Source organism: Pseudarthrobacter sp. SORGH_AS 212, from assembly GCF_030818145.1.
In the GTDB taxonomy this organism is placed as follows: domain Bacteria; phylum Actinomycetota; class Actinomycetes; order Actinomycetales; family Micrococcaceae; genus Arthrobacter.
In genome coordinates, this window is the sequence record NZ_JAUTAA010000001.1 from 152,738 (window position 1) to 166,486 (window position 13,749).

Below are 13,749 nucleotides of genomic sequence, written 5' to 3' on the forward strand. Positions count from 1 at the left end.
TCCAGCCTACTTGCTGCGGCGCGGCGGGCGCTTCCCGGGCCGTTCCATGACGGACGCGATGTGAGCGAATACACACCGCGCCCGCCCTTGGACTTCGACGTTGCCTGCTCTCAGGCGGCTACGTGTACTGCTTGAGGACGACTGCGGTTGCCAGCGCCGCGGTAACTGCCTCATGCCCCTTGTCTTCCTTGGAGCCGGGCAGTCCGGCGCGGTCCAGCCCCTGCTGTTCCGTGTCGCAGGTGAGCACGCCGAAGCCCACCGGCACCCCGGTGCGGACACTGACGTCGGTGAGTCCCGACGTCGCGGCCTGGCAGACGTACTCGAAGTGCGGGGTTCCGCCACGAATGACGACGCCGAGCGCCACCACTGCGTCGTAGTGCGGGGCCAGGCGTGCTGCCGCTACCGGCAGCTCAAAGCTGCCGGGTACGCGGATGACAGTGGGTTCGTTGATGCCCGCGTCCTTGGCCGCGCGCAGGGCGCCGTCCAGGAGGCCGTCCATAATCTGGGTGTGCCAGCTGGCCGCAACGATAGCAAGCCGGAGCTGCGACGTTTCCGCCGGGTTGAGGGTGGTGAGGTCGATGTCGGGGGCGCCGTGTCCACTCATGGGTGCGAGGTGTCCGTTCAGTCTGGTGGTTCAGTGGTATGTCAGGTCAGTCTTGTTCGTGGCGGAACGGACCGTCAGGGCCCGGTACCGGCACGGGGTCGGCCCCGGTGTCCAGCAGCAGCCGGTGCTCCATGCGGTCCTTCTTGGTCCGCAGGTACCGGATGTTCTGCTCGCGGGACGGCACCTCGGTGGGAACCATCTCCACTACCTTGACACCGGCCTTGGCCAGCCGGTTCTGCTTGTCCGGGTTGTTGCTCAGGAGCCGGACCTCGTGCAGGCCCATCTCGGCGAGCACCTGGGCGGCGGCCTTGTAGCAGCGCGCATCCACGGGCAGGCCCAGCTGTTCGTTGGCCTCGACAGTGTCGAAACCGGCTTCCTGCAGCGCGTAGGCCTTGATCTTGTTGGCCAGGCCGATTCCGCGGCCTTCCTGGCCGCGCAGGTACAGCAGGGTGCCGCCGTGTTCATGGATCAGTTCCAGGGCGTAGGCCAACTGTTCGCCGCAGTCGCACCGGTACGAACCAAAGACGTCACCTGTGAGGCACTCCGAATGCAGCCGCACCAGCGGCGCCTTTCCGTCGCTGGGCGGGTTGGGCGAACTGACGGCCAGGTGCTCGACGCCGGTCACGAGGTCCGTCCATGCCTGCGCCACAAAGTCACCGAAGGCGGTGGGAAGCTGCACAATGGGACCGCCGCTGACGGGGTGTGGAGCCTCACCGTTGCCGGTGTGGTGCTTCCGGTGACCGTTCTGGCTGTCGTCGCTGGCTGCCGATGCCGTCATCGCTTCTCCTTTTCTCCGCCCGGAACAGTCCGGACATTCTGATCCAGGCCTCCCCCGGTCCCGGCTTCAAGATACGCCACCAGGTCCTCGATGGAGACCAAAGGGCACCCATGTTCCGCTGCGAACGAACGGAGCCCGTTCAGGCGCATCATCTCACCGTCGTCGTACACCACTTCCGCGATGACGCCGACCGGTTCGAGTCCCGCCAGGCGGCACAGGTCCACCGCGGCCTCGGTGTGGCCCTGGCGCTCCCGCACACCTCCGTCAACCGCACGGAGCGGAAAAATATGCCCCGGGCGGGTCACTGACGCCGGGACGGCCTGCGGATCCGCCAGGACGCGTGCCGTGAGGGCGCGGTCCGTAGCGGAGATGCCGGTGCTGACACCGATGGCGGCGTCACAGGACACCGTGTAGGCCGTGCCTTTGGCGTCCTCGTTGACTGCCGTCATGGGCGGCAAATCCAGGGCGTCAGCCCGCTCCCCCGTCAACGGCACGCAGATGACGCCGGAGCTGTAGCGGATGGTCCAGCCCATCAGCGCGGGAGTTGCGTGCTGGGCTGCGAAAATGATGTCGCCTTCGTTTTCCCGGTCCTCATTGTCCACCACCAGCACCGGCTTTCCCGCTGCCATGGCGCGGACGGCGTCCCCGATGGAATCCAGTCCGCGGGTGGGAACAGCGGCCGGTACGGCTCCGGGATCCAGGCGCGCAGTCCCGTTCACCGGGCACCACCCGGTGCTGCCGCCACGGCGCCCCCGGTACCGGCGGTGCGGAACGAGAGCAGCCGTTCGGTGTATTTGGCGAGGACGTCCACTTCGAGGTTGACCCGGCTGCCGGTGGTCTTGGTGCCGAGCCCGGTCTCGGCCAGGGTGGTGGGGATCAGGCCAACTTCGAACCAGGGCTGTTCCTCCGCTGCGGCGCTGACGGCCGTCACGGTGAGGGAGACGCCGTCGATGGCTATGGAGCCCTTCTCGGCAACGTAGCGGGCCAGGTTCGCGGGCACGCCGAAGCGGAGCCGCTCCCAGTTGCCCTGCGGCTCGCGTTCCTGGAGGACGCCGACGCCGTCCACATGGCCCTGCACCACGTGGCCGTCCAGCCGCCCTCCTGCGGGAACGCACCGTTCCAGGTTGACGGCGTCGCCTGCGGCCAGTTCGCCGATGGTGCTCCGGACCAGGGTCTCCCCCATGACGTCGACGCTGAATTCCTTGCCGTCGATGTCCGTTGCGGTGAGGCACACGCCGTTGACGGCGATGGATCCGCCCAGGGCGAGACCCTCGGTGGTGCCGGGGGCGCGGAGCCGGACGGTGGCGCTGGTATCGCCGTCGCGCTCAACGGCGAGCACCTCTCCCCGTTCGGCGATTATTCCGGTGAACATCAGTAGCCTCCCTGGGCTTGTCGCGCAGCTTCGCGGGACGGTTGTGGGTCAAGTGCAACGTGGTGTTGCGGTTTCAGGTGAAGTCTCAGGTCGCGGCCCAGCGTCCGCACGGGACCGCCGTCGGAAGCGTCCCATGCCCATTGCTGGGCGTCCGGAAGGGTGCTGATTCCCAGCCCGTCCAGCGACGAGGTCCCCGAACCGAGGAGTGTAGGCGCCAGGTAGACGATCAGCTCATCCACCAGTCCTGCCGTGAGGAACGCGCTGAGGATCCGTGAACCGCCTTCCACCATGACGTGGCGGGTTCCGGAGGCGTACAGGCTGGTCAACGCCTCGCGCGGGTCCCGGGTGGGAAGGTGGACGGCCAGACCGTCGTCGCCCAGGATTGCGGCATCTTCGGGAATGTCCCGCAGGCCCATGACGGCGCGGACCGGTTGCCTCGCTGCCGGGTTGCCCGAGGAATCCCTGGCATTCAGGCGGGGATTATCCACCGCAACGGTCTGGGTCCCCACCAGGATGGCGTCGATGCGGCTACGGATCCCGTGGTTGTCCGCCAGGGATTCCGGGCTGGAGATCCACTGGCTGGTGCCGTCTTCGGCCGCGATGCGTCCGTCGAGGGTTTGGGCGATATGGAGGGTGGTGAAGGGCCGCTTTTCTGCTACCGCCTCGAACCACCGGCGGTTCAGTTCCAGGGATTCCGCCGCAGCCAGGCCGCTGCGGACCGAGACACCGGCGTTGCGCAGGGTTGCTGCCCCGCCGGCCGCAGGGTCGTGGGGATCGTCCACGGCGTAGACGACGTCGGTGATGCCTGCAGCGATGATTGCTTCCGTGCACGGTCCGGTCCGGCCCACATGGTTGCAGGGTTCGAGGGTCACCACCATGGTGCAGCCGGCAAGGTCCACGCCGGCTTCCAGGGCGCGGGCCACGGCATCAGCCTCGGCGTGGGCGGTGCCCGCCCCGCGGTGGTATCCGGAGGCCAGTTCGCGGCCGTCAGGGCTCACGACGACGGCGCCCACCAGGGGGTTGGCGCCGCGCGGCCCCTGCAGGGCTGCTTCGAGCGCGTGCTCCATGGCTTGGACTTCCGTGGGGGTGAAGGGTGCGGCCACCCGGAGTTCGGCGGCCATCAGAGCTTCACCCGTGGGTCTGGAAACGCGGTTTCCACCGAGGCCGGCTGTTCCTTGCCCCCGGTTGCTGTGCCAGCCCGGCGGGAAGCCTTCCACCAGACGAAGAACCCGGCGAGGGTGAAGAAGCCATAGAAGAGGTACATGAAGGCGCTGGCATAGTAGCCGGCGCTGAACAGGAGCGGGACGCCCACGATGTCCACGGCCACCCACATCAGCCAGAACTCGGTCCAGCCCCGCGCCATGCCGTAGGTGGCCAGGAGCGATCCCACGAAGGTCCAGGCGTCAGCCCACACCGGCGGGTAGGACCCGAGGGAGTCGAACAGCGGCGTCAGGGCAACGGTACCCGCCACCAGCGCGGCCGCGAGGATGAGCCGGGTCCGGTTGCTGGCCCATTGGGGTACGACGGCGGTGTTCCCGCCACCGGCGCTCCGGCCCTGCTTCCAGCGTTGCCAGCCATAGGCAGCCACGGCAATGAACATCACTTGGCGGCCGGCCTGCCCCCACAGGGTGGCCGGTGTGGCGGAGCCGAAGACGTTGCCCAGGAACACCGTCAGCAGCAACAGGTTGCCTGCAATGCCCACGGGCCAGGCCCAAACTTTGCGGCGCATGCCGCCGAATGCACTTGCCAGGCCAAAAATGTTGCCCAGCACTTCTCTCAATATCAGGACAGATCCCCCCACGGGGATCTGAGCGTCAAAGAGCCATCGCAGGAGGTCCATGTCTGTGTGTCGTTCCTTCCCTGTCAGAACCGCGATGGCTCCGGGGGTATACGACAGCAGAACGCTTCGGAGCCCACGGGCACCGAAGATACAGCTGTACGTGCTTCTCTCATCCAGACTTTAACTGTCGGTACCGGAATTTCACCGGTTCAACCGTTCACCGGGGCTTCGCCTGGTCAGCCAGGAAAAACCATCGGTTCGCGGGTCGCGGACTATCACCGCCGGTTCGGACTTACACCGACCCCGGAGCACGTATGTGTGTTGTTATTGTGCCACAACCGGATGTGGCTTCTTCTTATTCCGCCGTCGCCTTCCGTAACGAACGGCTGCCTTCTTCGCGGAGCCGGTCGATGGCGGCGGCGGGGTCGTCGGCGCCGTAGACAGCGGAGCCGGCTACGAACACGTTGGCCCCCGCTTCCGCGGCGCGGGTGATGGTTTCCTCAGTGATGCCGCCGTCAACCTGGATGGCCACGCCGATGCCGGAACCGTCGATGGCGGTGCGGGCGCGGCGGATCTTGGGGAGGGTGACGTCGAGGAAGGCCTGGCCGCCGAAACCGGGTTCCACGGTCATGATGAGCAGCATGTCCAGTTCGGACAGCATGTCCAGGTACGGCTCCACGGGTGTCGATGGCCGCAATGCCATTCCGGCTTTCGCACCCCTGCTGCGGAGTTCACGGGCCAACTTGATGGGCGCGATGGAAGCCTCTGCATGGAACGTGACGGAGGCCAGGCCCGCGTCCGCGAAACCAGGCGCCCAGCGGTCGGCGTCGGCGATCATCAGGTGGGCGTCCAGGGGAACCGGGCTGACCGCCTGGATCCGCTGGACCACCGGCAGTCCGATGGTGAGGTTGGGGACGAAGTGGTTGTCCATGACGTCCACGTGCACGGCGTCGGCGTTGCTGATGCGCTTCAGCTCGGCCTCAAGGTTGACGAAGTCGGCCGAGAGGATGCTCGGGTTGATGCAGCATTGCGTCACGGGGATGCCTTTCGAAGGGTGGCTGGGTGCGTGTGCCGAACGGTGGCGTCAGGCCTTTTTGCGGATGAGTGCCAGGAACATGGCGTCGGTGCTGTGGACATGGGGCCACAGTTGCGCGGTCAATTCATGCCCTGCACCCAGGTTTCCGGTGAGGCTGACGGCGTCGAGCGCGGCCCCGGCGTCAAGGAGTTCCAGGTCATCACGTTTCCGTAGGGCGTCCGCCACCACTGCGGTGGTTTCGGCGGGATGCGGCGAGCACGTCACGTAGGCGACGACTCCCCCGGGCCGGACAGCTGCCAGGGCTGAGGCCAGCAGTTCGCGCTGCAGCGGTCCCAGGTCCGCCAGGTCCTTGGGCGAGCGGCGCCAGCGGGATTCAGGCCGGCGGCGCAATGCCCCCAAACCGCTGCAGGGCACATCCACCAGGACGCGGTCGAAGGACCCGGGCTGCTCTGCGCCGACCTCGCGGCCGTCACCGGTGCGGACCTGCCAGGTGTCGTCCGGGACGGCCGATAATGCCTGTTTGACCAATTTGGCGCGGTGCGGCGCGGGCTCGTTGGCCAGCAGCGTGGCGCCGCGTTCCCGGGCGAGGGCGCCGAGCAGGGCCGCTTTCCCACCCGGTCCGGCGCAGAGGTCGAGCCAGGCTTCAGGCGCTGCGGCATCGGATGCGGCAGGTCCCAGCTGCACCGCAGCCATCGCACGGGCCACCAGTTGCGAGCCGACGTCCTGTACCCGGGTGGTGCCCGCGCGTACGGAGGACAACCGGCCCAGGTCCCCACCGCTGGACAGGGCGGACCCTTCAACAAGTTCACCCGGGGTAGCGCCGTCTTCAAGCGCTTCGTCGAGGTTCCCCAGTCCGGGAAGGGCCACCAGGTTGACCACCGGGGCTGCGTTGTCCGCTTCGAGCAGGGCGTTGATTTCCCCGACGGGGCGGCCGTGGGCAACCAGGGCCTGGCGCATGGCCCGGACGATCCATTCGGGGTGGGCATGGCGGAGTGACGCGATGCGGGTCTCATCGGTTTCGTCCGCTACCAGCAGGTCCAGCCATTCATCGAGGCTGTGGGCGCTGACCTTGCGGAGGACCGCGTTAATCAGGGCGGAAGGTCCTGCACCGATGACGGCGCGGGCGAGACCAACTGTCTGGTTCAGTGCCGCATGGGCGGGCACGCGCATGGCAAGGAGCTGGTGGACACCGATGCGCAGCGCATCCAGGACTGCAGGGTCCAGCTGGTCCAGCGGCCGGTCGACGCAGCGCGCCAGGACGGCGTCATAGGTTCCCTGTCCCCTCAGCGCGCCGTAGCTCAGCTCCGTGGCGAACCCGGCGTCGCGCTTGTCCAGCCGGTGCTGCCGGATCCGGGCCGGCAGGACGAGGTTGGCATAGGCATCCTCCTGCGCAACGGCGCGGAGTACTTCGAATGCCACCAGCCGTGCAGGGTCCGCCCGGCGCGTGCGTTGGGCGGGCGCGTTCTCGGTGAAGTTCCGCTGCGGGCCACGGTTCCGCTCCCGGCCCTGGGCGTCGCGGCGGCTGTTGTCCCGCGGGCCGCCCTGGCCGCGGCCGCTTTGGCTTGCGCCACGCCCCCGGCCGGACGGGCGGCCCTGCTGTGCACCACCGGAATTTGTACCGGACCCACTCATTCGAATACCACGCCTTCCAGCGAACCAATACCGCGGGCCCAATCGGGCGCGGCCATCATCTTTTTTTCCGGCGGGCTGGATGCGCGTCAGCTCCACAGCGTGGGAACCGGTGCCCACCAGCACGCTCTTGCCGTGAACGGCCAGGGCACCCGGAGCGAGGTCCTCGACATCCGGACGCAACCGCACAGGATCGAGCTTTACACGCTGGCCGTCCAGGAGCGTCCAGGCTCCGGGCTCGGGGGTGGCGCCACGGGCCTGGCGGCCGATGGCCAGGGCGGGGTGGTGCCAGTTCAAGTGCCCGTCTTCCAGGGTTAGTTTTGGCGCCAGCGATACGTCTCCGGCCTGGGGCACCGCAGATGCCTTGCCCGTTTCGATCGCGGACAAGGTCTGTGCCAGGAGGACGGCGCCGCTGTGCGAGAGCCGCTCCAGGAGCTGGCCGGCCGTGTCTTCCGGGCCAACGGACTCGGTGAGGGTGCCGAACACCGGTCCCGTGTCGAGTCCCTTCTCCAGCTGGAAGGTCACCGCGCCGGTGACGTCGTCGCCGGCCATCACCGACCGTTGCACGGGTGCGGCACCGCGCCAAGCGGGCAGCAGCGAAAAATGCAGGTTGATCCAGCCGTGGCGTGGAATGGCCAGGGCGGCGGGGGGAACCAGCCCGCCGTAGGCAACGATGGCTGCGACATCGGGGGCAGCGGCCGAGATCTGTTCGACGGCGGCGTCGTCAACCTTGGCAGCGTAGATGATGTCCAGCCCGAGTTCAGCGGCCCGCGCAGCGACCGGGGAGGGCGTGAGGACGCGTTTGCGCCCGATCGGAGCGTCCGGACGGGTCAGGACGGCAACCACGTCGAATCCGGCCTCGACGAGGGCATCCAGCGAGGGAACCGCGACGGCGGGTGTCCCCGCGAAAAGGACCCTCACCCGGCGTTACCAAAACTGGAGCCGGCCGTACCGGACCCGCCGAAGCTCGCTCCGCCGAAGCTGGATCCCACTGTCTTGGCGCGCTTGGCCGTGGTGCGCTCCGTGACGGAGTCGTAATTGGCGTTGCGGATGGAGCGCAGGGCGGTCTTCCGGTCCTCGCCTTCCAGCCGGTCTGTGTAGAGGACCCCGTCCAAGTGGTCGTTCTCGTGCTGGAAGCAGCGGGCCAGCATGCCCTCGCCGTCGATGGAGACGGGGTTGCCGTGCATGTCCACGCCGGTAACGCGGGTGGCGCGGAAGCGGCGGACGGGGAAGCCCAGGCCCGGTATGGACAGGCAGCCCTCCACATGGTCCGGCTGGTAGTCGTCACTGTTTTCCAGCACGGGGTTGATGATGTGCCCTTCAACGCCGTCAATCCGGTAGGTGAAGACACGCTTGCTGACACCGATCTGGGGCGCGGCGAGGCCGGCGCCATCCACGTCTTCCATGGTTTCGGTCATGTCGGCGACCAGCTTGGCAAGTTCAGGCCCGAATTCCGTCACAGGATCGGCCACAGTGCGGAGCACGGGATCGCCGATGATGCGGATATTCAGAATAGCCATGCGCGGATTTTCCTCACGGTTGGCGGCAATGGGACCAATCCAGTTTAGGCGCTAGGCGGTGCGGGCCTGGGTCAGCGGCGGCGGGGCGATAGGAAGCAGGGCCGTGCCGGCACTGATGGTGTCGGCCGACAGCTCCCACACGCGCCGGAGCGCGCAGAACTTCCACCAGTGGTGCTTGAGGACCTCGGGGTTGGCCCGCACCGGGCGGACCTCCGTTTCCCCAATGGCTACCGCCAGCAGGACCGGGTCTTCCCCGTACTTCCACGGTTCCCAGGTACCTGCCACCGGGTCCACCAGGCTCTCCTCGGCTTTCATGCCGGCCACCAGCTGCATCACCACTTTGTCGTCGAGGGACTTGACCTGGCCGTCCCGGGTGGTGCCTTTGGTTTTGTAGTCGATGAGGCAGATGCGGCCATTGATCCGCGCCACCAGGTCCAGGGTGCCGGCGTACCCCACCGCTTTGTTCCAGACGGTGATTTCCGGAGCAAGGGGCTCCACGCGGAAAAGCTCCCACCATTCATCGAACCGCACGGCGAAGGCTTCCTCTCCGTTGGCAGCCAGCGCTTCCCGCGCTTCCTTCATGGCATGCGGGCGTCCCAGTGCGCGCAGGGCGACCTGCTCGCAGTACGTGTGGACACGGTCCCCACGGCGCGCGGCATCGTCCCGATAAGTCTCAGCGGCCCTGGCGGCCCGGTTGATGGCCTGCTTGATCTTCGCCGGGCTGCCCAGGCAATCGGACAGCAGCGGGTCCTTGGCCAGGCTGCTTGCCCCCATGTAGCCAAACCACCCGTCCAGGCCGTGCGGCTGCTGGCTGATGACTGTGGTGATGGACGGCACGGAGAACTGTTCCGAGGTGGACCGGGCGTACATCCGGCCGTATTCGGTGGCATGGGCGAGGAGCGGATCAGTCATGGAAAAGACTCTTTCACAGGGGGCCGACAAAATCTCCGGGAGCCAGGCCCGGGCATAAAAAAGGTCCGCCTCCGCTGCTGATGAGCGGAAACGGACCTTCTGCGGTGGGCGATACTGGGTTCGAACCAGTGACCTCTTCGGTGTGAACGAAGCGCGCTACCACTGCGCCAATCGCCCCGATGCATTTGAATGCTAGCCCACCCGGCGGCCATTTCAAAAATCGGCCTCCGGCTGCCGAATGCAGCCCCGCGGAATGCCCCATTCCCGCGGCCCGCCCCCTGGAAATACACTCCAGTTTTGTGCATCCCGCGGCGGCAGGGACGGCAGGGGATGCACAAATTACATGCTTGTAAGTTGCATCTTTCCGCGCCATTGCTGGGATGCAGGGCCATATGTAAAGCGGCCGGAACAGCCGATTTGGACTTTCCCGGAACCTCCTATATTGTTTTTACTCGTTGGAAGCGAGGAAATGCCCAAACGGCAAGGAATCAAACCCCAAACTGCGGACGTAGCTCAGCTGGTAGAGCACCACCTTGCCAAGGTGGATGTCGCGAGTTCGAATCTCGTCGTCCGCTCGCAGGACACTGTCACGGCAACGGTTGCTAAACCGGGGCTTACACGGTGGGTTGGCCGAGAGGCGAGGCAGCGGCCTGCAAAGCCGTATACACGGGTTCGAATCCCGTACCCACCTCGGTGAAAACCATGGTTTTTCGGATCTGTTCCGAATCAGCATGGGCGATTGGCGCAGCGGTAGCGCGCTTCCCTGACACGGAAGAGGTCACTGGTTCGATCCCAGTATCGCCCACTCGGCAAGGTAACTTGCCAACAGCAGTCCGGCCCCGGCCGGAACGCAATTGCGGACGTAGCTCAGCTGGTAGAGCACCACCTTGCCAAGGTGGATGTCGCGAGTTCGAATCTCGTCGTCCGCTCTCTTTTTAAAACCCATTGGCCGGTCCTCCGGTTCCGGGCGATTGGCGCAGCGGTAGCGCGCTTCCCTGACACGGAAGAGGTCACTGGTTCGATCCCAGTATCGCCCACCCTCAAAGCAGCTCGTAAAGAGCTGCTTTTTTGTTGCCCTTTTAGGCCCCATCCGCTGCGGGCGAACGCCGAATCTTCCCAATGTCCTTGGAACTGCCCTCCCGCAGGTCTAGGATCGATTGCGCAAGGAGCGACCTGGCTCCGCGACCGAAGGGAGGTGCTCGTGGGACTGATTGACGATCTAAAGGGCAAGGCACAGGGTCTTATCCGCGGAAACGAGCAGACCATCAAGGACGGCATCACCAAAGCCGGCGATTTCGTCGACCAGAAGACCGGTGGCAAGTACACCGGCCACGTCGACAAGATCCAGGATGGCGCTTCCAAGCTCGTGGACAAGAATGGGACCCCTGGCGAGGCACCTGCCGCAGAGCAGGTCCCCCCGGTCAATCCCGTCAACCCGGCACCGCCGGCTGACCGGACTCCGTAAGGATCTCGGCCGGGGCATTGCCCCAGCACGTCAACGGGGCGCGGGTCCCGCCGGGAGGCGGCACCCGCGCCTTTGGCGTTTAAATGCCCCGTGGCTGCCGGCCGCCGGGCTCTCACCGGCGATGGCCTGACCGGCTGACAGGTCGCCCAGTGGCGGCAGCACAGTCCGCAATTGCCACCCGAACCGCAACCACGGATAACCTGCCGGTATGGCGAAGTCTTCCGCACCCATCCGCCCCGGCCGGACGGCCAGGCCCTCCACCTTCGATTCCCGGCCCGTGGTTGCCGGTATTGTCACGGCCCTGGTGGGCTTTACGTCGTCCTTCGCGGTCGTCCTCGCCGGGCTCAAGGCCGTGGGGGCCAACCCGGCCCAGGCTGCCTCCGGACTGCTGGCTCTGACCCTGGCCGTCGGCGTCGGCGTCCTGCTGCTTGCATGGCGGTCCAAAGTTCCGGTCACGCTTGCCTGGTCCACACCGGGCGCAGCGCTGCTGGCCACGTCCGGCACGCCCGACGGCGGCTGGCCGGCCGCCGTCGGAGCCTTCCTTGCCGCCGGCGTGCTGATAGCCCTGACCGGGCTGGTCCCTGCCCTCGGCCGGCTGATGGCGCGGATCCCCGCATCGCTCGCCCAGGCAATGCTGGCCGGCGTCCTGCTGCAGTTATGCCTTGCGCCGTTCACTGCACTGGGCACTGTTCCGCTCTTTGTGGCCCCGGTCATTGCCTGCTGGCTGCTCATGATGAAGTTCGCCCCGCGTTGGGCTGTGCCTGCGGCACTTGTGGTGGCGCTGGGAGTAATCACCTTCTCCCTGGCTGGCACCGGCAGTGCGTTCGGAACGGGCGGGGTGCTGCCGGAACTCGTGTGGACCACGCCGTCCTTCAGCCTGCAGGCCATGGCGGGCATTGCCCTGCCGTTGTTTGTGGTCACCATGGCCTCCCAGAACGTTCCGGGTGTGGCGGTGTTGCGGTCGTTCGGATTTGCGACACCATGGCGGGCATCGATGCTGGTGACCGGTGCCGGCACCGTCCTGGGCGCGCCGTTCGGCGGCCATGCCATCAACCTTGCCGCACTGAGCGCGGCACTTGCTGCCGGCCAGGAGGCCGGCAGCAACCGGAACAGGCGCTGGGTTGCAGGATTTACCTCCGGGCTGGCCTACCTGGTCCTGGCCGCATTCTCGGCAGCGCTGGTCACCCTGGTCAGCGCGGCACCGGCGGGCATGCTGGAAGCGGTGGCAGGGCTGGCGCTCCTGGGCACGCTGGCGGCGTCGGTCTCTTCGGCCCTGGCTGATGCCGAGGACCGCATCGCCCCGGCCGTCACGTTCCTGATGGCCGCTTCAGGGCTCGCGTTCGGCGGGATCGGATCGGCTTTTTGGGCGCTCCTTGCCGGCCTGCTGGTCAGGACGCTGCTGGTCCCCCGCCGGGAGCGGGAACTGCTGGAGGAAGGGCACGCAGGCTCTAAGGACAGCGCCTAGGAACTGACGGTGAGGGGCACTGCGCGGGCCGTCGCCGCCCCGCCGAACTGACTAGGACGGTTCGTGGTTCTGGCCTTCGCGGGCCAGTGCGGTAAGCCTGGACACCGCGCGGAAGTACTTCTTCATGTAGCCGCCGGCCATCATTTCCTCTGTGAAGAGCTTGTCGAACGGCACGCCGCTGGCAAGGATGGGAACGTCCTTGTCGTAGAGTCGGTCCGCAAGGACCACGAACCGCAGCGCCACGGCCTGCTCGGTGATGGTCTCCACGTTGCGCCACACCACACCGTCGATCCCGTCGATGAGCTGGCGGTACCGGCTGGGGTGCACTCCGGCGAGGTGGTGGATCAGGGTGCTGAACTCGTCCTGGGCCACCGTCTTGCCGTCGAACTCGGCCTTCATGTGGGATGACAGTTCACTGTTCTTCAGCGGGGCCGGGGCTGCCGGCAAGCCGCGGTGGCGGAAGTCTTCGCCGTCAATGCGGATGACGTCGAACTGGTCCGCGAGGACCTGGATCTCGCGCTGGAAATCCACAGCGGCAAAGCGGCCGTCACCCAGCGAGCCGGGCAGGGTGTTGGAGGTGGCAGCCAGCTTTACGCCGGCGTCGGCCAGTTCACGCATCAGCCGGGACATCAGGACTGTGTCGCCCGGGTCGTCGAGTTCGAATTCGTCGATGCACACCAGCTTGTAGCTGCTGAGTGCGTCAACTGTTTTGCGGAAAGACAGGGCGCCCACAAGGTTGGTGTACTCAACGAAGGTGCCGAAGGCCTTCGGTCCGGGGGCGGCGTGCCAGAGCGAAGCAAGGAGGTGGGTCTTGCCCACGCCGAATCCGCCGTCCAGGTAGATACCGGCACGCGAACTGTCCTTCTTGCCGAACAGTTTTTTGAAGAGCCCGCCGCCGTCAGACGGTGCCACGTTGCCGGCGAACCCCTCCAGGGCCTGGACGGCAGCAGCCTGGCTGGGCTGCTTCGGGTCCGGACGGTAGCTGGCGAAGGACACCTGGCCAAACCGCGGCGATGGATAGAAACCCTTAAGGAGTTCGTTCACCGACACTGCAGGAGTGCGCGCCGCAAGCTGTTCGATCTGTACCAAGGTGGTCCGTTCTGCTGGTAGGTGGTCCCCAGAAAGGATACCGGCTTCGCGGTCCCCGTCCGGGCGCAGCGTCGGCGGGACCACCAGGGGTGATGAAGC

General features: G+C 66.7%; 13 protein-coding genes, 6 tRNA genes, 1 pseudogene and 1 riboswitch. Of the genes and pseudogenes, 7 read left to right on the forward strand and 13 right to left on the reverse strand.

The window, feature by feature from the left end; translation table 11 throughout:
* Nucleotides 1-118: 118 nt before the first annotated feature.
* The 12 genes and pseudogenes from ribH to QE394_RS00725 form a co-directional block, all read right to left on the reverse strand.
* The gene (gene ribH, locus QE394_RS00670; protein WP_349033505.1) at nucleotides 119-604 is read right to left on the reverse strand and encodes a 6,7-dimethyl-8-ribityllumazine synthase; all 486 of its coding nucleotides are present in this window, start codon (nucleotides 602-604) and stop codon (nucleotides 119-121) included.
* A gap of 46 nt (nucleotides 605-650) precedes the next feature.
* Nucleotides 651-1,382, reverse strand: a complete 732-nt coding sequence (ribA, locus tag QE394_RS00675; RefSeq protein WP_056084596.1) for a GTP cyclohydrolase II — start codon at nucleotides 1,380-1,382, stop codon at nucleotides 651-653.
* On the reverse strand, nucleotides 1,379-2,101 hold the full coding sequence (ribB, locus tag QE394_RS00680) for a 3,4-dihydroxy-2-butanone-4-phosphate synthase (RefSeq protein WP_349033506.1): 723 nt from the start codon (nucleotides 2,099-2,101) through the stop codon (nucleotides 1,379-1,381). The genes ribA and ribB overlap by 4 nt, the downstream gene beginning before the upstream one ends.
* A complete protein-coding gene (locus tag QE394_RS00685) occupies nucleotides 2,098-2,754 on the reverse strand; it encodes a riboflavin synthase (RefSeq protein ID WP_349033507.1) in 657 nt (218 codons plus the stop codon). Before QE394_RS00685 ends, ribB begins: the two co-directional genes overlap by 4 nt.
* Nucleotides 2,754-3,875 (reverse strand): bifunctional diaminohydroxyphosphoribosylaminopyrimidine deaminase/5-amino-6-(5-phosphoribosylamino)uracil reductase RibD, encoded by a 1,122-nt coding sequence (gene ribD / locus QE394_RS00690; protein WP_349033508.1) that lies wholly within the window; start codon nucleotides 3,873-3,875, stop codon nucleotides 2,754-2,756. Before ribD ends, QE394_RS00685 begins: the two co-directional genes overlap by 1 nt.
* A complete protein-coding gene (gene pnuC, locus QE394_RS00695) occupies nucleotides 3,875-4,594 on the reverse strand; it encodes a nicotinamide riboside transporter PnuC (RefSeq protein ID WP_349033509.1) in 720 nt (239 codons plus the stop codon). Before pnuC ends, ribD begins: the two co-directional genes overlap by 1 nt.
* Before the next feature lie 96 nt (nucleotides 4,595-4,690).
* Nucleotides 4,691-4,850: riboswitch (FMN riboswitch) on the reverse strand.
* Between the two features lie 39 nt (nucleotides 4,851-4,889).
* Nucleotides 4,890-5,570 (reverse strand): ribulose-phosphate 3-epimerase, encoded by a 681-nt coding sequence (gene rpe, locus QE394_RS00700; RefSeq protein WP_056084612.1) that lies wholly within the window; start codon nucleotides 5,568-5,570, stop codon nucleotides 4,890-4,892.
* 48 nt (nucleotides 5,571-5,618) lie between these two features.
* Nucleotides 5,619-7,202 (reverse strand): transcription antitermination factor NusB, encoded by a 1,584-nt coding sequence (locus QE394_RS00705; RefSeq protein WP_349033510.1) that lies wholly within the window; start codon nucleotides 7,200-7,202, stop codon nucleotides 5,619-5,621.
* Nucleotides 7,199-8,120, reverse strand: a pseudogene (gene fmt / locus QE394_RS00710) (methionyl-tRNA formyltransferase). The gene QE394_RS00705 and the pseudogene fmt overlap by 4 nt, the downstream one beginning before the upstream one ends.
* Nucleotides 8,117-8,719: a peptide deformylase gene (gene def, locus QE394_RS00715; protein ID WP_349033511.1), complete on the reverse strand. Its 603-nt coding sequence runs from the start codon at nucleotides 8,717-8,719 to the stop codon at nucleotides 8,117-8,119. The pseudogene fmt and the gene def overlap by 4 nt, the downstream one beginning before the upstream one ends.
* Before the next feature lie 51 nt (nucleotides 8,720-8,770).
* Nucleotides 8,771-9,631, reverse strand: a complete 861-nt coding sequence (locus tag QE394_RS00720; RefSeq protein WP_349033512.1) for a cytochrome — start codon at nucleotides 9,629-9,631, stop codon at nucleotides 8,771-8,773.
* A gap of 105 nt (nucleotides 9,632-9,736) precedes the next feature.
* Nucleotides 9,737-9,808, reverse strand: a tRNA-Val gene (locus QE394_RS00725).
* Between the two features lie 325 nt (nucleotides 9,809-10,133).
* Between QE394_RS00725 and QE394_RS00730 the strand changes: the two genes are divergently transcribed.
* The 7 genes from QE394_RS00730 to QE394_RS00760 all read left to right on the forward strand — a co-directional run bounded on the left by QE394_RS00730 (nucleotide 10,134) and on the right by QE394_RS00760 (nucleotide 12,561).
* A tRNA-Gly gene (locus tag QE394_RS00730) sits at nucleotides 10,134-10,206 on the forward strand.
* 45 nt (nucleotides 10,207-10,251) lie between these two features.
* Nucleotides 10,252-10,322, forward strand: a tRNA-Cys gene (locus QE394_RS00735).
* Nucleotides 10,323-10,364: 42 nt separating this feature from the next.
* A tRNA-Val gene (locus tag QE394_RS00740) sits at nucleotides 10,365-10,436 on the forward strand.
* A gap of 51 nt (nucleotides 10,437-10,487) precedes the next feature.
* Nucleotides 10,488-10,560 (forward strand) — tRNA-Gly (locus QE394_RS00745).
* A gap of 36 nt (nucleotides 10,561-10,596) precedes the next feature.
* A tRNA-Val gene (locus QE394_RS00750) sits at nucleotides 10,597-10,668 on the forward strand.
* 164 nt (nucleotides 10,669-10,832) lie between these two features.
* Nucleotides 10,833-11,096 carry an antitoxin gene (locus QE394_RS00755; RefSeq protein ID WP_056084828.1) on the forward strand — a complete coding sequence of 88 codons (264 nt, stop codon included), beginning with the start codon at nucleotides 10,833-10,835 and terminating at the stop codon, nucleotides 11,094-11,096.
* A gap of 208 nt (nucleotides 11,097-11,304) precedes the next feature.
* On the forward strand, nucleotides 11,305-12,561 hold the full coding sequence (locus tag QE394_RS00760; RefSeq protein ID WP_349033513.1) for a benzoate/H(+) symporter BenE family transporter: 1,257 nt from the start codon (nucleotides 11,305-11,307) through the stop codon (nucleotides 12,559-12,561).
* 51 nt (nucleotides 12,562-12,612) lie between these two features.
* On the opposite strand, the gene zapE is transcribed toward QE394_RS00760, so the two are convergent.
* Nucleotides 12,613-13,650: a cell division protein ZapE gene (zapE, locus tag QE394_RS00765; protein WP_261620543.1), complete on the reverse strand. Its 1,038-nt coding sequence runs from the start codon at nucleotides 13,648-13,650 to the stop codon at nucleotides 12,613-12,615.
* Nucleotides 13,651-13,749: the final 99 nt, after the last annotated feature.